The sequence below is a fragment of the Planctomicrobium stercoris genome, assembly GCF_051465655.1.
Taxonomy (GTDB): Bacteria; Planctomycetota; Planctomycetia; order Planctomycetales; family Planctomycetaceae; genus Planctomicrobium.
In genome coordinates, this window is sequence record NZ_CP195791.1 from 1,430,018 (window position 1) to 1,448,558 (window position 18,541).

General features: G+C 57.4%; 10 protein-coding genes. 6 read left to right on the top strand and 4 right to left on the bottom strand.

Annotated elements, in window-relative coordinates:
- The first annotated feature begins 569 nt into the window (after positions 1-569).
- The 3 genes from rpoB (at position 570) to SH661x_RS05950 (ending at position 9,334) form a co-directional block, all read left to right on the top strand.
- The gene (rpoB, locus tag SH661x_RS05940) at positions 570-4,277 is read left to right on the top strand and encodes a DNA-directed RNA polymerase subunit beta (RefSeq protein ID WP_437228970.1); all 3,708 of its coding nucleotides are present in this window, start codon (positions 570-572) and stop codon (positions 4,275-4,277) included.
- Positions 4,278-4,387: 110 nt separating this feature from the next.
- Positions 4,388-8,722 carry a DNA-directed RNA polymerase subunit beta' gene (rpoC, locus tag SH661x_RS05945; RefSeq protein ID WP_437228972.1) on the top strand — a complete coding sequence of 1,445 codons (4,335 nt, stop codon included), beginning with the start codon at positions 4,388-4,390 and terminating at the stop codon, positions 8,720-8,722.
- Positions 8,723-8,977: 255 nt separating this feature from the next.
- A complete protein-coding gene (locus SH661x_RS05950; RefSeq protein WP_437228974.1) occupies positions 8,978-9,334 on the top strand; it encodes a hypothetical protein in 357 nt (118 codons plus the stop codon).
- Between the two features lie 495 nt (positions 9,335-9,829).
- Here SH661x_RS05950 and SH661x_RS05955 read toward each other — a convergent pair whose 3' ends face one another.
- Positions 9,830-11,056, bottom strand: coding sequence for a glycosyltransferase (locus SH661x_RS05955; protein WP_437228976.1), 1,227 nt, complete (start codon positions 11,054-11,056; stop codon positions 9,830-9,832).
- 385 nt (positions 11,057-11,441) lie between these two features.
- Here SH661x_RS05955 and mqnC point away from each other — a divergent pair, with 385 nt between their 5' ends.
- Both mqnC and metF read left to right on the top strand, forming a co-directional pair.
- On the top strand, positions 11,442-12,578 hold the full coding sequence (gene mqnC, locus SH661x_RS05960; RefSeq protein ID WP_437228978.1) for a cyclic dehypoxanthinyl futalosine synthase: 1,137 nt from the start codon (positions 11,442-11,444) through the stop codon (positions 12,576-12,578).
- Positions 12,579-12,666: 88 nt separating this feature from the next.
- Positions 12,667-13,542, top strand: coding sequence for a methylenetetrahydrofolate reductase [NAD(P)H] (gene metF / locus SH661x_RS05965; protein WP_437228980.1), 876 nt, complete (start codon positions 12,667-12,669; stop codon positions 13,540-13,542).
- A 162-nt stretch (positions 13,543-13,704) separates the two neighbouring features.
- Here metF and SH661x_RS05970 read toward each other — a convergent pair whose 3' ends face one another.
- Both SH661x_RS05970 and SH661x_RS05975 read right to left on the bottom strand, forming a co-directional pair.
- Entirely contained in the window at positions 13,705-14,691 is a 987-nt protein-coding gene (locus SH661x_RS05970; RefSeq protein WP_437228982.1) for an endonuclease/exonuclease/phosphatase family protein, read from the bottom strand.
- A gap of 87 nt (positions 14,692-14,778) precedes the next feature.
- Complete coding sequence (locus SH661x_RS05975; RefSeq protein ID WP_437228984.1) at positions 14,779-14,967, bottom strand: hypothetical protein; 189 nt, start codon at positions 14,965-14,967, stop codon at positions 14,779-14,781.
- A gap of 468 nt (positions 14,968-15,435) precedes the next feature.
- Here SH661x_RS05975 and SH661x_RS05980 point away from each other — a divergent pair, with 468 nt between their 5' ends.
- Positions 15,436-16,674, top strand: coding sequence for an ISL3 family transposase (locus SH661x_RS05980; RefSeq protein ID WP_437222029.1), 1,239 nt, complete (start codon positions 15,436-15,438; stop codon positions 16,672-16,674).
- 162 nt (positions 16,675-16,836) lie between these two features.
- On the opposite strand, the gene SH661x_RS05985 is transcribed toward SH661x_RS05980, so the two are convergent.
- Positions 16,837-18,504, bottom strand: a complete 1,668-nt coding sequence (locus tag SH661x_RS05985; protein WP_437228986.1) for an NAD+ synthase — start codon at positions 18,502-18,504, stop codon at positions 16,837-16,839.
- Between the last annotated feature and the right edge of the window lie 37 nt (positions 18,505-18,541).

Here is an 18,541-nt window from a genome sequence, read left to right on the forward strand (position 1 = left end):
CCATGAAACTGCGACTTTCAGCATTGCTCGTGCCGAACGGTTGCTTTTTTTCCTGAGACTGCTAACGTAAGCGGGTGCAAGCCTGCGGAATTTTCTCCAAGGAAATGGCATTGATCGCTTGGCGATGTGGTTTTTTTCAGTGCCGACGTCCTGTGTCGACTTGGCTATTGGCTGAGAGTCTGGGCGTTGGGTCATCTTTTATTGTGAAGCGGATGTCCGGTCGGCAGCAGTCGTCGGATCTGCGTTCGCTGTTTTCCGGAAGGGGGTCCGGGTTGGTGGGGCTGTTTTCGATGCCATCAATCGTGGGCTTGCTGTTCAATGTGTCCTGTGGCTCAGGTTGGAGCTCGGGGCCGCTTGTGCGTTATCGCCAGTGTCAATACTCCGTTTCAGCCGGCCGAGTTCGGCAGCGTGTTGACGGAAGGCGTTTCCAGAGATGTCTGTCTGGGATTCTGCAGCAGAGTGCTCTTCGGTGGGGCGGTCTGATTTCGTGAGGCGTTCTGGTTTTCCGGCCTCGCTTTTTGTGTTCAATCTGTTGTTGTTTTCCTCGCGCGAAAAATAAAGATCCTCGAATGCCAATTCCGAATCAGCGAATCCTTCCTGTTACGTCTGTCCGGCACTTTGGAAAAATTGAAGCGAATCATGAGCTGTCCGATCTGACTCGGATTCAGACTGAATCCTATCGTCGGTTTCTGCAGCTGGAGCGCAAGCCGGAAGAACGTCGTGATGAAGGTCTGGAAGCCATTCTTCGCGAAGTGTTTCCGGTGGAGAGCTACGACGGGCAGTACAAGCTCGAATACGTGAAGTACGAGCTCGGCAAGCCCCGCTATTCCCATACGGAATGCCGGCAGTTGCGGCTGACCTACGGTCGTCCGTTTCGCGTGACGCTCAAGCTCATGAAAGAGCAGCCGATCGAAGAAGAAGTCTATCTCGGCGACATGCCGATCATGATCGGCGGCGGTGAGTTCATCATCAATGGTGCTGAGCGCGTGATCGTCAGCCAGCTGCACCGCTCGCCTGGTGTCGACTTCGTGGTTTCCGCAGAACCCGGCGAACGGAAAACGTTCTCCTGCCGCGTGATTCCAGAACGCGGCAGCTGGATCGAGTTCATGATTTCGAAGAAGGATACCCTGGGTGTCCGGATCGATCAGAGCGGACGCTTCTCGGCGATGACGCTGCTGCGGGCAATGAGTCCCGACTACAGCGGAGACACCAGTCTGCTGAAGCTCTTTTACGATGTTAAAGAAGCCAAAGTCGGAAGCGACGGCTCCAGCCTTGCCGGGAAGTATGCCGCTGAAGACATCGTGTATCCTTCCGGTGACCGGGTGGGAGAGATCATCTGCGGTTGCGGGCACGTGATTGCTGCGAATCTGGCTGCGGAGATTGCAGAAGCCGGCATTAAGAAAGTGCAGTTGATTGAAGAAGTGACCGATCACCTGATGCTCAACAGCGTCATGGAAGACGGCACCTGCAGTCATGAAGAAGCCTTGCTGAAGATCTATCAGCGTCTGCGTCCGGGCAATCCGCCCGCGCTGGAAAAAGCGATGGATCTCTTCCGGGAGAAGTTCTCGGACGTGAATCGTTATCGGCTGGGACGGGTCGGCCGCTTCCGTATCAATCGGAAGTTCGATCAGGACATTCCAGACGATGAAATGACGCTGCGTGCTGAAGACATCGTCAATGCTGTTCGCTATCTGGTCCGACTGCGTGAAGGGGATCAGTCCGCGTACGTGGACGACATCGATAACCTGGGAAATCGCCGTCTGCGGACGATCGATGAACTGGCGATGGATGAAATCCGCAAGGGATTTCTCAAGCTCCGCCGGACCGTGCAGGAACGCATGAGCCTGAAAGACGTCGAAGAGATGTCTCCGCGGACTCTGGTGAATCCGAAGAGTGTTTCCGCGGCGATTGAATACTTCTTCGGTCGAAGCGAACTCTCTCAGGTGGTCGACCAGACTAATCCTCTGGCGATGATCACTCACGAACGCCGTTTGAGTGCGCTGGGGCCTGGCGGTTTGAACCGGAAGCGTGCCGGCTTCGAAGTCCGCGACGTTCACATTTCTCACTACGGTCGTATCTGTCCGATTGAGACCCCTGAAGGTACGAACATCGGTCTCATCTCCAGCTTGAGCATCTTTGCCAAGGTGGATGATTACGGGTTCCTGATCACTCCTTACCGGAAAGTGGATAAGGGGCGCGTTACCGACGAGATCGAATGGCTGCGGGCAGACGAAGAAGCCAACGTCTTCGTGGCTCCTGCGGACACGAAAGTGGAAAAAGGGAAGATCATCGACGAGCGCGTGCTCGCCCGGTATCGGAACGACGTGCACTGGATGGAAGCCAAGGCCGTTCAGTACATCGACGTGGCTCCCGAGCAGATGGTCGGTGTTTCCGCAGCACTCATTCCGTTCCTCGAGCACGACGACGCCAACCGTGCGTTGATGGGTTCGAACATGCAGCGGCAGGGAGTTCCTCTGCTGGTGGCAGAAGCTCCGCTGGTCGGCACCGGAATGGAGATGGAGATTCCGAAGTATTCCGGCATGGTGGTCCGTTCGGACCGCGCCGGAAAGGTGACCTACGTCGACGCCAATGTGATCGAAGTTGAAGGGAAGCGATTCCCGCTGCGGAAGTTCACCGGTCTGAACGAGCGTACCTGTCTGAATCAGAAGCCGATCGTTTCACTCGGCCAGCGAGTGAAGAAGGACGAGATTCTGGCGGATAGTGCCGCGACGGAACACGGTATTCTGGCCTTGGGCCGGAACGTTCTGGTGGCGTTCATGTCGTGGGAAGGATTCAACTTCGAAGACGCGATCATTCTGTCCGAGCGTCTGGTGAAGGATGACGTGTATACGTCGATCCACATCGACGAGTTCGACGTTGAAATCCGCGAAACGAAGCTGGGTCGGGAAGAATTCACCCGGGATATTCCAAACGTCAGCGAGAAGGCACTTCGTCATCTGGACGAAGGCGGAATCGTGGCTGTCGGAACCCGCGTGAAGCAGGGCGACATCCTGGTGGGTAAAGTCGTTCCGAAGGCGAAAGCAGAACTGACCCCGGAAGAGAAGCTTCTGCATGCGATCTTCGGGAAGGCCGGGGAAGACGTGAAGAACGAGTCTCTGGAAGTCCCCAGCGGTGTCGAAGGGATCGTCATTCACACCGAGAAGTTCTCGCGTCGTATGAGCCTCTCGGAAAGCGAACGCAAGGAGTTCGACCAGCAGCTCAAGAAGGTCGAGCAGGATGGGCATCAGAAGATCGCCGAGAAGTTCCAGGAATTCCTTGTTGAATTCGAACGCGCTCTCGGAAAGCACCTGACCACGGACGATGGCGTCGAAATCCGCACGATGGAAGACGCAAAAGCCATTGCCCAGTACGCCCGCGAATTCGTCAATCGCCAGGATCAGCTGGACATTCGCAGCCCTCAGAAGCAGGCGGATCTCCGCAAGTTGATGAAGGATCAATGGCCGTTCGTTGAAGATGTCATTGATGAAGCTGACCAGAAGCTCAACAGCATGAAGCGCGGGGATGAACTTCCCAACGGCGTGCTGCAGATGGTGAAGGTCTACGTCTCCTCGAAGCGTCAGATTTCGGTCGGGGACAAGATGGCCGGACGCCACGGAAACAAAGGGGTGATTTCCAAGGTTCTGCCTGTGGAAGACATGCCTTACCTGGAAGACGGTACCCCGGTCGACATCATTCTGAACCCGCTGGGGGTGCCAAGCCGTATGAACGTGGGGCAGATTCTCGAGACCCACCTGGGCTGGGCTGCTTCCAAACTCGGATTCCGGGCCGTCTGCCCGGTGTTCGACGGTGCCACAGAAGAGTCCATTCACGAATGCCTGGAAGAAGCCGGGTTGCCGCAGGAAGGCAAGATTCAGCTGCATGACGGTCGAACGGGTGAGAAGTTCGAGCAGAAGACAACTGTCGGTTACATCTACATGCTCAAACTCCATCACCTGGTGGACGACAAGGTGCATGCACGAGCAACCGGACCATACTCGCTCATCACTCAGCAGCCGCTGGGTGGAAAAGCCCGGTTCGGGGGTCAGCGATTCGGGGAAATGGAAGTGTGGGCACTCGAGGCATACGGTGCTGCATACATCCTTCAGGAACTGCTCACCGTGAAGAGCGACGACGTGGAAGGCCGCACCAAGATTTACGAATCGATGGTGAAGGGGGAGAACACGCTGGAAGCCGGAACACCGGCCAGCTTCGACGTGCTCAACAACGAAATCCGCGGGCTGTGTTTGAACATGCAGCTCGAAAAAGCACACGGGTAGGAATCGTCGAGAAAACGAGGGACGAGAGCTGGGAAGCACTCGTCCCTCAGAATCCCTAGACACGAATCCCTCGACCCTAGTCCATTCAATTCAGCATTCAGGAGTCTCTAGTGAGCGTTGGCGAAGGTGTTTACGATCGCGTGAACGATTACGGGGCCATCAAGATTTCTCTGGCGAGCCCCCACGACATTCGCAGCTGGTCCTTCGGCGAAGTCAAGAAGCCGGAAACGATCAACTACCGAACCTATCGTCCGGAACGCGACGGCTTGTTCTGCGAGCGGATTTTCGGGCCTGAAAAGGACTGGGAATGCGCCTGCGGCAAGTACCGCGGGATGAAGTACAAAGGGATGATCTGCGACCGTTGCGGCGTGAAAGTCACCCACAGCCGTGTTCGCCGCAAGCGCATGGGCCACATCGAACTGGCCGCGCCGGTCGTCCACATCTGGTTCTTCAAGAGCATGCCCAGCCGCCTGGGTGCCCTGCTCAGCATGAAGACCACCAGCCTGGAAAAGGTGATCTACTTCCAGGAATACGTTGTCACCGATCCGGGAGATACTCCTCTGCGTCGCTGTCAGCTGCTGACGGAAGATGAAGCTCGGGACGCCCGTGAAAAATACGGTGAGTCTGAGTTCAAGATCGAGATGGGGGCCGAGGCAGTCTTCTCGCTGCTCAGCAGTCTCAACCTGGCGGAAGAGTCCACGAAGCTCCGCAAAGAGCTGAAGGAGACCGGCAGCCAGCAGAAGACGAAAGACCTGATCAAGCGTCTGAAGATCGTCGAAGCACTGCGTGACAGCGACAACCGTCCCGAGTGGATGGTGCTGCACTGCGTGCCGGTGATCCCGCCCGACCTGCGTCCGCTGGTCATGCTGGAATCCGGCAACTTCGCCACCAGCGACCTGAACGATCTGTATCGCCGCATCATCAACCGGAACAACCGGCTCAAGAAGCTGGTCGACCTGAATGCTCCGGAAGTGATCGTGCGGAACGAGAAGCGCATGCTGCAGCAGTCTGTCGACGCTCTGTTCGACAACGGCCGCTGCAAGCGACCGGTGCTCGGTTCTTCGAACCGTCCGCTGAAATCGCTGACCGACATGATCAAAGGTAAGCAGGGTCGATTCCGCGAAAACCTGCTGGGTAAGCGCGTCGACTACTCCGCGCGATCGGTGATCGTGGTGGGTCCGGAACTGCATCTGCATCAGTGCGGACTGCCCAAGAAGATTGCGCTGGAACTGTTCCAGCCGTTCATCATTCGCCGCCTGAAGGAACTCGGCCACGCCGATACCATCAAGTCCGCGAAGCGTATGCTGGAGCGTCGTGACGAAGAAGTCTGGGATATTCTGGACGAAGTGATCACGAATCATCCTGTGCTTCTGAACCGTGCTCCGACGTTGCACCGTATGGGAATTCAGGCGTTCGAGCCGGTGCTGGTGGAAGGACACGCGATCCGCGTTCATCCGCTGGTCTGCAAAGGCTTCAACGCCGACTTCGACGGCGACCAGATGGCAGTCCACCTGCCGCTGTCGATCGAAGCCCAGGTCGAAGCAACCACGCTGATGATGTCGACGAACAACATTTTCAGCCCGGCGAACGGAGCCCCGATTATTTCTCCGTCGCAGGACATCGTGATGGGTTGCTACTACTGCACCCTGCGTCGTGCCGGACGGCCCGGGGAAGGGATGGTCTTTGCATCTCCCCGTGAGTGTCTGACCGCTTATCAGCAGGGCAAGGTCTCTCGACATGCCACCGTCAAGGTGCGTCTGCCGAAGGACAAGAAGGTCAAAGGGGAAGGGGCGGAGAATTATCGTCCTGGCAGCCTGATCGAAACCTCGGTCGGCCGTGTCGTGTTTAACGACACCCTCGATCCAGCCATGCCGTTCTACAACATGGCCCTGAAGAGCAAGGACCTGGCGAACGTCATTTCTGACTGCCATCTCCTGCTCGGACAGCGTTCGACGATCGAACTGCTCGACAAGATGAAAGCGATCGGTTTCCAGGAATCGACCCGCAGCGGTCTCTCCTTCGGAACGTCCGACCTGGTGGTCGCTCCGAACAAGGAAGCGGTGATTGCCAAGTCCGAGACCGAAGTGCTCAAGCAGCAGAAGCTGTACGAGCGCGGTGTGATCACCGGACAGGAGCGTTACAACAAAGTCATCGATATTTGGACGCACGCTCGCGAAGACATTACCGAGGCGATGAAACGCGACCTGGAGCACGATATTCGTGAACAGGGTGCTTACGTGAACCCGATCTACCTGATGGCAGACTCGGGTGCTCGAGGGGGTCTGGAACAGATCCGACAGCTGGCAGGGATGCGTGGTCTGATGGCCAAGCCGAGCGGCGAAATCATCGAGACGCCCATTAAGTCCAACTTCCGCGAAGGTCTCACCGTGCTGGAGTACTTCTCCTCCACACACGGTGCCCGTAAGGGACTGGCCGATACCGCGTTGAAGACGGCAGACTCCGGGTACCTCACGCGTAAACTGGCGGACATCTGCCAGAACCTCGTGATCACCATGGACGATTGCCATACGACCAAGGGGGTGACCCGCGGAACTCAGTATCGTGGTGAAAAGGTGGAAGTCTCGCTGGCGGACGCGATTCGCGGACGTGTCAGCCGGACCAACATCGTCGACCCGATTACCGATGAAGTGATCGTTCGCGAAGACGAACTGATCACCCATGCCATCGCACGCCGCATCGAGGAAATGGGTCTGGAGCGCATCCAGGTCCGCAGCCCGATGACTTGCGAAGCCGAACTGGGTGTCTGCAAGCTCTGCTACGGTATGGACCTTTCCACCGGTCAGCTGGTGGAAGAAGGTCTCGCAGCGGGGATCATCGCAGCTCAGAGTATCGGTGAGCCGGGAACACAGCTCACGATGCGTACCTTCCACATCGGTGGAGCTGCCCAGTCCGACGTCGAGAAGTCCGACCTGCGAGCCCGCAAGGCAGGGCGTGCGAAGTTCGCCCGCATCCGCAGCGTTGTCAACTCCGAAGGCCAGACCGTCGTGCTGGCCCGGCAGGGGGAAATCATCATCATCGACCCGAAGGATCGCGAACTCGAGAAGTACAGCGTTCCTGCCGGTGCGGTGCTGATGGTCAAAGAAGACGAAGCGATCGCCACCGGTCAGGTGCTCTGCCAGTGGGATCCACACGCTGTCCCGATTCTGGCGGAAATCGGCGGACGCATCCGGTTCGAAGACCTGATCGAAGGCCGCTCCGTGAAGTCCGAGAAGGACGCCAGCGGACACGTCCGTCGTACTGTCATCGAACATAAGGGTGACCTGCATCCGCAGATCATCATCGAGGACAGCACCGGCAAGATCCTGGATTACTACTACATCCCGGAACGGTCGAACCTCGAAGTGAAAGAAGGGGATCAGGTTTCCGCAGGGGGAATTCTGGCCAAGCAGCCTCGTGAAGCTGCCGGTACCCAGGATATTACCGGGGGTCTGCCGCGAGTCACCGAACTGTTCGAAGCCCGTAAACCGAAAGATCCGGCGATCATCGCCGAGATCGATGGCGAAGTTGAGCACGTGGCTGAGCGGAAACGCGGTAAACGCGTGATCCTGATCCACGGTGCTGACGGAACCGATGTCGAGCACATCATTCCTCACGGTAAGCACGTGCTGGTGCACTCCGGCGATCTGGTGAAAGCCGGTGACGCCCTGGTGCGTGGACCGCTGGTTCCGCATGACATTCTGCGTGTCAGCGGGGAAGAAGCGGTTTCCCAGTACCTGCTGCACGAAATTCAGAACGTGTACCGTGCCCAGCGTGTGGGAATCGACGACAAGCACATCGAGCTGGTCGTCTCCCAGATGCTCCGCAAGGTGCGGGTGGACGATGTGGGCGATACCGACATGCTGCCCGGTGTGGTCATCGACAAATGGGAATTCCGCCGTGTGAACCGCCGCCTGCAGGACAGCGTCCGCGTGACGGATCCGGGAGATACCGAATTCCAGATCGACGATATCGTCCCGATGGAAACCATCGAAGAGGTCAACGATCAGATCGAAGCCTCGGGTGGGAAGCCGATCAAGTTCACCAAGCCTCGTCCAGCCAGTGCCAGTACTCAGCTGCTGGGGATCACCAAGGCGGCCGTGCAGAGCGAAAGCTTCATCTCGGCAGCCAGCTTCCAGGAAACCACGAAAGTGCTCACCGAAGCTGCCCTGGCTGGAAAGACCGACGGTCTGGTGGGTCTCAAGGAAAACGTCATTCTGGGTCACTTGATCCCGGCAGGAACCGGATTCAAGGTGCACCAGAGTGCTGAAGTCCGGATCCGTCCCGAAGCTCAGCAGGAACTTCGCGAAGAGCATGCCCGCATTCTGGCAGCCCGTCGCGAAATGCTCAGCGAAGGGGAAGACGGCCTGATCGGCAACGGCAGCCACGGCGGCGGTCACGCCAGTGGCGACGTTCCATCACTGTCCGACCTCTCTCCGGATGAATAGTCCAGAGTCGAGAGTGACCGAGTCAGAGAATCAAAGCCCCGGGTGAAATCGCCCGGGGCTTTTTCGTGTTGGCGCGCTGCGAGTCTCAGCCGACAGCTGACATTGCCATGCATTACCGGGGCGGCACTTAATACAGGAGAATTGTCGGGACTTCGCTGATAGAATATTGGGATGCGGATCTATCTTGATTGCTGATGCCTGCAACGCCCCTTTGACGATCAAATGCAACCTCGCATTCGAGTGGAATCCGAGGCCGTGCTGGTTTTGCTGACTTCCGTTCAGTCCGGCGAACTTACACTGCTTGGTTCAGAGGCATTGGAATACGAGATTGGCCGGATTCCTGATGATCAACGTCGGGCCGGCGTATTGTCGATTTTGGGTCTGGCCGATGAACGTCTTGAAGTTTCATCGCAGGTCGAAGCTTTGGCAGTTTCATTGGAACAAAAGGGGATTTCCCCGATGGATGCGCTCCAATTAGCGCTCGCATCAGATTCTGCTGCAGATTACTTTGGAACATGTGACGACAGACTTTTGCAGCGAGTCGCCGGCATATCCAATTTAAATTGTCGGTCCATCTCGATTCTCCAACTGGTGGAGGAGGTGTTGAAATGACAGCGCAAGTTCATCCCATGTCGTCCGTCAATCAGCGCGCAACGAGCGTTTTGCTGAAGGAAATTGGCGTCGTGGATACGATTCGATTTCTGAATCAGTTCAGAACTGGACACGGCGACTACACGTCAGAACGGCGAGAGTTGTTTGAGGGGGAGGATGTCCGTGGGATCGTCAGGCAGATTCAAGCCGGGCGCAAGAATACCTAGCCCCTGTCTCAGGGGAGTGCGGCGGCGATTCAGGGAGATTTGTCTTTCGAAAGCTGTGTTTATCGCCGCCGGAACGCCACTCTTTGGTGAGATTCGCTCTGGTCGCCAGTCTCAGGCGAGATGGCGGCGAATGCTGGCAGAAGGAAGTTCAAACACTGAGTTGTTCGCCTTTGGAATGCCCCTCTCTCATGAAATGCGGATCAGAGACGCCGTCAATCTGCAGACGTGTTTGGCTCCGCCTTATAAATAGTTGAATCTGATCCGGTCGACGTAGCGGATTGATGCGTCCCTATAACAGACCCTCAATCTCCAGCGCCGATTGTTCGAGTCCATTGCTCGCTTTCAGTCGATTCTGGGTCTGGCGGCAGGCCTCGGCGACCGCTTGTGAGGTCAGCAGATCGTTCAAGGCGTTGCTCAAGTTCTTCGTGGTGAACTTCTTTACGGGGAGTCCTCTGCCGACGTTCAGCTTTTCGATTCTCGAAGCGTTGTCGAACTGGTCATGAGCCAGCGGCATGGCGACCTGCGGGATGCCTGCCAGCAAAGCCTGCGACGTCGATCCAATCCCGCCATGGTGAACAAACGCTGCCGACCGGGAGAGGAGTAAGTCCAGCGGGACATAGCTGAAATGTCGGACGGAATCGGGGAGCTGGCGGGGAATCTGCTCGGGATGCCGGGTGAGGAGAATTCCGCGTCTCTTCAATGACCGGCAGGTCTCTACGGCAGTCTCAAAGAATGACTGACCATGCACGTTCGCGGAGCCCGGCGTGAAGACGATGGGAGCATCGCCAGCGTCGAGGAATCTGGCCACATCGTCGGGGAGTGGCTGGAGCGAGTCCTCATTCCACAGCGGGAAATCGGTCTGCATCAATGGCTGTGGCCAGTCGGTCTGCGGGGCAGCGTACCATTCCGGGAACAGACAGAGCACCCCGGTGGGGGAGTTCCACCAGCGGATGGTCTGTCTGATTGGAGGAAGTCCCAGCTGCTTCCGCCAGGGGTTGAGATGCCGGCCGACGAGCATGTCGACGGCGAACTTCTCTCCGAATCGAAAGACCAGGCTCTTGAACCAGCGCGGGCCGACCAGATTGGCGATGGTCGGTGGAACGAGATCGCTCCAGATGACGGCCGGTTGCAGGTGGACGGTGATCAGCGGGATTCCATGCGTTTCCTGAGCCATGCGGGCTCCAAACCCCAGGCAGCTGGAAATTCCTACAAGTGGTCCTCGCTGGGCGTAGTCGATGAACAGGGCGTGCTGCTTTTCCAGGACCGTCTTGAAGACGGAGAAAACATGCGCGAACGCTTTCTGCGGGTGCCACAGGTCCGGATTCTGGATCGCTGAGAGGTACTGCTCCTGAGTTCCCAGCGGCTCAAAAGGAATCTGGTGCTTCCTGGCCAGCGGTGCGAAATGCTCATTCGTCGCGAGGGTGACCGTGTGTCCCCGTTCCCGCAGCTTGATCGCCAGTCCGACCATCGGAAAGACGTCCCCCGCACTTCCGATTGTGGTCAGCAGAAAATTCATGGAGAGTCCTCAGGGCAGGATCGGAAAATGAAGAGGGATCGGCAGTCACGACGATATCCCGCAGTCGGCCCTGCGGCTATCCAGGGAGGTCTTCAGCGAGCGGTTCAGTTTGTTTTGATCGGAGTCTGCTGATTGGTGGGGGGGGGTGGCAACGTTGATTGTGATGTTGGCATTCGGATCTCGCACTCTCCGAGTGCGAGAATCCGGACCGACTTCATGAAAACGCCAAAACGGCTCTCGTCTTCGTAATCGGCCAGCTGTTCTCTGGTCTCGATTCTTGCCGGACGAGACGTTAACCTGAGGCGTCGAAAACGGTTTGATCGATGTTGAGGTTGCGGGCGTGCAGCCGGCACACGTTCGTTCAATTAAGAGATTCCAGTTCCCCATGATTTCTACAGTACTTCCCAGCGTTGCCACCATTCTCGAAAAAGCGGTCGCCGGTGAGCGGCTGACTCCTGAAGATGGACTCGCTCTCCTGAAATCCAACGATCTGACCGCACTCGGCCGGGCTGCCCATGCGGTCACCCAGCGACTCCACCCGGAGTCGTACCGGACGTACAACATCGACCGGAATATCAACTATTCCAACGTCTGTGCTGCGGTCTGTGACTTCTGCGCGTTTTATCGACCGGTGGGACACGCTGAAGCGTACGTCCTGACCGAAGAGGTTCTGTTTCAGAAGATTCAGGAGACGGTCGAACTGGGTGGGGATCAGATTCTCCTGCAGGGGGGGCTTCATCCCCAACTGCCACTGGAGTGGTACGAAGACCTGTTGCGGTCAATGAAGAAGAAATTCCCGCAGGTGAACGTGCATGGCTTCAGTCCTCCGGAGCTGTGGCACTTTCACAAGGTGAGCAAGTTGCCACTGGAAACCGTGCTGAAGCGGTTGATGGACGCCGGGCTGGGGAGCCTGCCGGGAGGAGGAGGCGAGATCCTTGTTGACCGGGTTCGCTCGCAGATCACCCGTGGAAAAGTGCTGACCGACGGCTGGTTGGAAGTGAACAAAGTCTGGCATCAGCTTGGGGGCAAGAGCACCTGCACGATGATGTTCGGGCATGTCGAGACGCTGGAAGAACGGATCGAACATCTGGATCGGCTCCGGGCTCAGCAGGATGAAACCGGCGGGTTCACTGCATTCATCTGCTGGACGCATCAGCCGCCTCACGAGGCTCCCTGGTTTGGCCGCGATGCGGTGGCAGGCCGAAAAGGGGGCGTCAATATGTCTGAGCTGCCACCAGCGGGAGCGTTCGAATATCTGAAGACTCAGGCGGTCGCCCGGCTGTATCTGGACAACATCCCGAACATTCAGTCCTCGTGGGTGACACAAGGAGAAAAGATCGGTCAGCTGGCCCTGTTCTTCGGTGCCAACGACATGGGAAGCCTGATGATCGAAGAGAACGTCGTGTCGCAGGCGGGGACGGCCTTTCATCTCTCGCTGGAACAGATTCGACGCTGTATTTCCGATGCAGGATACACACCGCGCCAGCGAAACGTGTATTACGAATTGATTGATGGTGCGTGAGGGTGTTGAGCGATCCGTAACGGCGCATCTCTTCGAGATTGCAGCTAAACGACTAATTCCGAACTCCTAATTCCTAACTCCTGCTCTTATGCGTATCAAGGACATCTACGCCCGCGGCTTCGGTCTCTCTTTCGAGATCTTTCCCCCCAAGACCGCTCAGGGGGATGAGTCGCTGTTCGAGCATCTGGAGAAGCTGAAGGTCCATCGACCGGCGTTCATCTCCTGCACGTACGGGGCAGGGGGGAGCACTCGCTCACGGACGATCGAACTGTGCCAGGCGATTCAGGATCGCTTTGGAAGTGTGGCGACCGCTCACTTCACGTGCGTGGGATCGACGGTTGAAGACCTGGAAGAGTGGCTCCGGCTGGTCCACTCACAGGGGATCCGGAACATCATGGCCCTGCGAGGGGATCCTCCCGTCGGCCAGACGGAATTCAAGGCGGTTGAAGGGGGACTCAAGAACGCGAATGAGCTGGTCAGCCTGATCCGCAAGCATTATCCCGATACAGGAATCGGCGTTGCGGGGTACCCGGAAAAGCATCTGGAGGCCCCCGACTACGATATCGATCTGGCGAATCTGAAACGCAAGGTGGATGCCGGAGCCGATGCGGTCTTCACGCAGCTGTTCTTTGTGAATGACCATTATTTCCGGTTTCGGGACAAAGCCGCGCAGCTGGGAATCAACATCCCGCTGGTGCCGGGGATCATGCCGATTACCGAATTCTCGCGGATTCAACGCATCGTCAAGATGTGCGGTACGGATTTCCCGCCGGAGCTGTATTCGAAGCTCGAAGCTGCCCAGGAGGACAAAGAGGCCCAGTTCGAAATTGGCGTCGACTTCGCGATCCAGCAGTGCCGGCAACTCATGGACAAAGGCGTCCCGGGCATCCACTTCTACGTCTTGAACAAATCCGAAGCGGTTGAACGCATCCTCGACGGACTCGCAATCAAATCCTGTCCGTAGGGTCCGCTGTGCGGACCGCAAAAGAAATTGCGTTGTCCAGTCATAGACATCAGTGCGGACGGCAAAAGAAATTGTCATGTCCGATGCCAGACCGCCGTCAGGATCGCAAAAGAAATTGCGATGTCGAATGATGGTCCGCACAGCGGACCCTACGGGGCGCGTTTACGGCAATTCTTCCGGGCTGGGGATGTTCATCCGGATTGTGACCGGGCGATGATCCGACCCGATCTCCGGACCGATCTCGTGTGAATACACATCCACGCGGGGTGAGGTCAGTGCGAAGTCGATCGGCACGCAGAAGAATGGGTTCTTGCGGTGCCACGTGGGAGACAATAAAGCGGTGTCGGCGTTGATCAGGTTCCCGTTTCGACACAGATCTTTGAAATAGGGTGACCACGGGGCGATGTTGAGGTCCCCCAGCAAGATCACCGGATGCTTTGAAGTGCGGCTCAGCTCTGCAAGATCGGCCAGCTGGGCGTTTCGAACGGCTGCGTTTCTTCGTCCGACTGGAGGAATGGGATGCGTGCCAAGAATCTGAACCTTCGTTTCGTACCTGGTGATGATCGCGGAAATTGAAGGGAACCCGCTGGCGTGGGAATCAATGAGCTTCGCCTCTTCCAGCGGGAACTTGCTGTAGAGCGCAATTCCGAACGGGTTCGTCCGGGGTTCGGCCAACCTGTGCGGATATTCCTCATGCAGCACTTCCAGTTGTGTTGCCCAGTTCGGCGTGAACTCGGTCAGGACAAAGAAGTCAGGCTGAACTCTTCTGACGTAGTGAATGAACCGTGAGGCATCGGGGTTACGAAAGAAGACGTTGGCGGTCATGGCCGACAGAGGGGAGACCGGTTTCACCGATGGTGAAATCACGATGACAGAACTCAGGTTGAAGATCAGCAGCATCAGTGAAACGATGACCAGCTTCCTGCTGCGACCGATTCCCGCGCAGATCACCGCTGCAATCGAACCGAAGAGATATTGCCAGTGAAAGCTGGTCAGGAGGTCAAGAGCCCAATGCCATCGTGCCAGCCAGCTCCCCAGAATGCAGGCAGCAACCGCCAGGCAGAAAGCGCATGACAGAAGACTCCACGCCAGCGGCCGTTTCGGATTCGGGGCCGCAGGAATCGTCTCGTCGTTCTGGTCGTCTGTCATGTGTATCGCTTCACCCGTACGTGTGTTTAGCTGCGACTCGAAGAGGAGCGATTTCATTCAGAGAATCACTCAACGCATTTCAACTCATTAAAATGCTGCTTTCCAATGAGTGACGAATTCCCATCGCTGAGGGGGCAAAGTTTCTTTAACTGGATTTGCTTCAATATAATTGATGACGCGGGGAATATCGTCGGGCGTATCGAGGAAAACCTTCCATTCACCCCGCGCCCAGCATTTGGCGAATCGTCCATTTTTCTCACGGGGAAATGCAGCCATCGGATGGATTCCTTCGGCTTCGAGCTCTCGCGTCGCCGCTCCCTTCAGCAGTGTTGCAAGCTGTTCGACAGCGGTGGGATGTCTAACGATCAGTAGATGCACGTGATCTGGCAGGATGGCACACGCCAGGATGCGGAGGTCGTTTTTTACCGCGAATTTCCCGATTCCATTCGCAGTCACTGTTCGTTGATGCTCCGACAGCTTGACGGCTGGATACTTGAGCTCCTGCTTGACCGCTTGCCGGAAGCTCCTGTCGTGTGGCGACGCGGCAACGCTTTTGCGAGTGGTGACTTTTGTTGCACTTCCCCCCGCACGGTAAAGCTCAATCGCCCCGACGAAGTCTGACCATGACCCGCGTGGGTCGTTCGGAAGCCAGAATCCGTATGTGCCGAAGGGTCTTCCCGGAATTTTGTGGGTGAGGTTGTTTGAATCTGGCGGGAGTGTGGTCAGTTTTGGAAGCTGTTGTTCATGAACACACTTTCTGAGCATTACGGGTTGTTGCTGGGGCTGGACCGGTCCTGGCGGGTGGTGGATGTCGATCTCTCGCTGGAGGAGAAGCGGGTTCAGATTCAGATTGAGCATGTGCCGGGAGCAGCAGTCTGTTGTCCGGAATGTTCGGCGGTGCGGCCGCTGAAGGATCATGCTCCGCAGCGGTCCTGGCGGCATCTGGACACCATGCAGTTCGAGACCCTTCTCACCGCTCGCATCCCTCGCACCGAGTGTCCCGACTGCGGAGTGAAGACGATTGAAGTCCCCTGGGCCGAGCCGCACGGACGGTTCACATTGGTGTTCGAAGCCTTTGCCGTTCGTCTGCTGCAGGTGGCCAGCAGCATCGAGAAGGCCCGGCTTCATCTGCGGCTGAGCTGGATGAGCGTGCAACGGATTATGGACCGAGCGGTCGAACGGGGATTGATCACTCGAGACCTGACAGACATCAGGCATGTCGGCCTGGATGAGAAGAGTTTTCTGAAGGGGCAGGACTACGTGTCTATCATGACCGACATCGATGGCAGCCGAGTCCTGGAAGTCTCCCCCGGACGTGACGAAACCGCAGCCGACACGCTGTGGAACACCTTCTCCTGGGAGCAGAAGGAACAGATCGAAGCGGTGGCGATGGACATGTGGCAGGCGTATCAGAACAGCGTGGATGCTCATGCTCCTGATGCAGAAGTCGTGCATGACCGGTTCCACATCGCCAAGCATCTGAACGAGGCTGTCGATCAGGTCCGGCGAGCCGAGCACAAGTCTCTGATGAAAGAGCAGGACGAGACGCTCAAGGGGACACGCTCGTTGTGGCTTTACAACCTGGAGAACCTCAGTGAGCAGAAGCGAGCGGAGTTCGAGCAGATCAAAGGTGCTCAGCTGAAGACGGCTCGGGCGTGGGCCATTCGAGAACAGTTCCGCTGGTTCTGGGACTGCCGGAGTGCGGAGGAAGCGGACGAGTTCTTCCAGACCTGGTTCAGCTGGGCCATCCGTTGCCGACTCAAGCCGATCAAGCGTGTGGCGAAGATGATCAAAAAGCGGATCGACAACATCCTGAGCTGGTTCCGCCACCAGATCAGCAACGCCGCAGCGGAAGGGTTCAACAGCATCATTCAGTCCCTGAAATCCGCCGCCCGAGGATTCAGGAACTTCGCCAACTACCGAACAAGAATCCTGTTCTTCTGCGGCAAACTCAAGCTGCTCCCAGAATCAGCAAGCCATTAAATTGTGGGAAGAACCTGTGCCGAAGATGAGATGTGATGCGATGACGATGGGGAGCGCTCCTCTGCGAGTCGCGGCTAAACGGGATGGAGTCGCGGCTAAACGGGATGGAGTCGCGGCGAGACGGGATGGAGTCGCGGCTAAACGATCCGTTGAGTCTCCGTATTAAACATCCATTCCATCGAATCCGCGGGCGGCCATGGGCATTCTTCGTCCGCTGCCGAATGCGCGTTGTGAGAGTTTAATCCCGGGGGGCATCTGTCGGCGTTTGAATTCGTTGCGGTCCAGTCGTTTCACCACCCATTGCACGGTCTCCGGGGGAAACTCCTGGGCGAGATCTGCAGGGGAACGTTCTTTGTCGATGAGCCCATGCAGGATGCCGTCGAGGATCGGGTACGGCGGGAGCGTGTCCTGATCGAATTGATTGGGGGCCAGTTCGGCACTTGGGGCTTTTTCAATGACATTGACCGGGATAATCTCCCGTCCCGCTTCTTCGTTCACATAACGGGAGAGTGAGTAGACATCGCGCTTGTAGAGATCGCTGAGGACCGCGAAGCCGCCGCACATATCGCCATACAGCGTGCAATACCCGACAGCCAGTTCACTCTTGTTTCCGGTGGCGAGGGCCATCCAGTTCCGTCGATTGCTGCGGGTCATGACAATTCCCCCGCGGATACGGGCCTGCAGGTTCTGGTCCGCCAGTCCCCCGGGTTCGGAGGAGAGATCGACGTCAATGTCCGGAAGCTTTTCGTAGGCAGCGTGTACGGAATCGATCGGGACGATCGACCATGGCATGCCGAGGTTCTCAGCGAGAGCCCGGGCGTCATCGGTGCTGTGCTGGCTGCTGTGACGGCTGGGCATGAGAATTCCATGCACCCGCTCGGGACCGACTGCCCGGGCAGCAATGCAGGCCGCGAGTGCACTGTCGATTCCTCCCGAAAGTCCGAGCACGCAATCGGTGAATCCGCATTTGCGCATGTAATCCCCCAGCCCCAGCGTGAGGGCCTGCAGCAACTGATTTTCGCGATGAATGACGACAGGCGGAAGCGGCGGCGGGAGGGGAGCGGTTTCGATGTGCTGCAGATCCACAGCGAAATCGGCAGCTGTGAGGACGAGTTCCCCTGCGGCATTCATGACGAAGCTGTTGCCGTCGAAGACGAGGTCGTCGTTGCCTCCCACCTGATTCACGAACAGGAACGGCTTGCGGTAACGCTCGACGTGCCGTCGAATCAGCTGATGCCGGCGGGGGACCTTGCCGAATTCGTAAGGGCTCGCGGAAAGGTTGATAAACAGGTCGACCCCCTGTTCAGCCAGTACCTTGACGGGATCCGGTTGTTCAGCGGGAGGACAGTGATAAAACGTTTCCGGTTCTCCCCACCAGGCGTCTTCGCAGATGTGGACTCCGAGTCGGTGGCCGAGGAACTCGATCGGTTGGAGTCGGTCAGCAGCCTGAAAGTATCGCTTCTCATCAAACACGTCATAGTTGGGGAGAAGCGTTTTGTGGATTGTGGTTGTGACTTGTCCCTGAAACAGCAGGCTGGCACTGTTGGCAATGGAGTCCGGGCCGCACCCGTGCCGACTGGGGTGTCCGACGAGAATTCCGAATGAGTCATCGGTCAGCGTGGCCAGTCTCTGGACCCGCTTTTCGCAGGCTTCCACGAACCCGTCTCGGTAGAGCAGGTCTTTCGGGGGATATCCGCTGACGCACAGTTCCGAGGTGACCAGGAGTTGGGCTCCGGTCTGTCGAGCTTCCTTCGCAGCCTGTTCAATCAGGCGGCAGTTCCCCGCCAGGTCTCCGACAATGGGGTTGAGTTGGGCAAGTGCGATTTTCATGGCGGAAAACGAAAGTTCTCGGAGAACGATGGCTGTC

What these genes read in the sequence shown, in the direction of transcription:
- rpoB (WP_437228970.1), top strand. Translation starts at nt 570, where the DNA reads ATGCCAATTCCGAATCAGCGAATCCTTCCTGTTACGTCTGTCCGGCAC.
- SH661x_RS05955 (WP_437228976.1), bottom strand. Translation starts at nt 11,056, where the DNA reads ATGAATTTTCTGCTGACCACAATCGGAAGTGCGGGGGACGTCTTTCCG.
- mqnC (WP_437228978.1), top strand. Translation starts at nt 11,442, where the DNA reads ATGATTTCTACAGTACTTCCCAGCGTTGCCACCATTCTCGAAAAAGCG.
- metF (WP_437228980.1), top strand. Translation starts at nt 12,667, where the DNA reads ATGCGTATCAAGGACATCTACGCCCGCGGCTTCGGTCTCTCTTTCGAG.
- SH661x_RS05970 (WP_437228982.1), bottom strand. Translation starts at nt 14,691, where the DNA reads ATGACAGACGACCAGAACGACGAGACGATTCCTGCGGCCCCGAATCCG.
- SH661x_RS05975 (WP_437228984.1), bottom strand. Translation starts at nt 14,967, where the DNA reads ATGGCTGCATTTCCCCGTGAGAAAAATGGACGATTCGCCAAATGCTGG.
- SH661x_RS05980 (WP_437222029.1), top strand. Translation starts at nt 15,436, where the DNA reads ATGAACACACTTTCTGAGCATTACGGGTTGTTGCTGGGGCTGGACCGG.
- SH661x_RS05985 (WP_437228986.1), bottom strand. Translation starts at nt 18,504, where the DNA reads ATGAAAATCGCACTTGCCCAACTCAACCCCATTGTCGGAGACCTGGCG.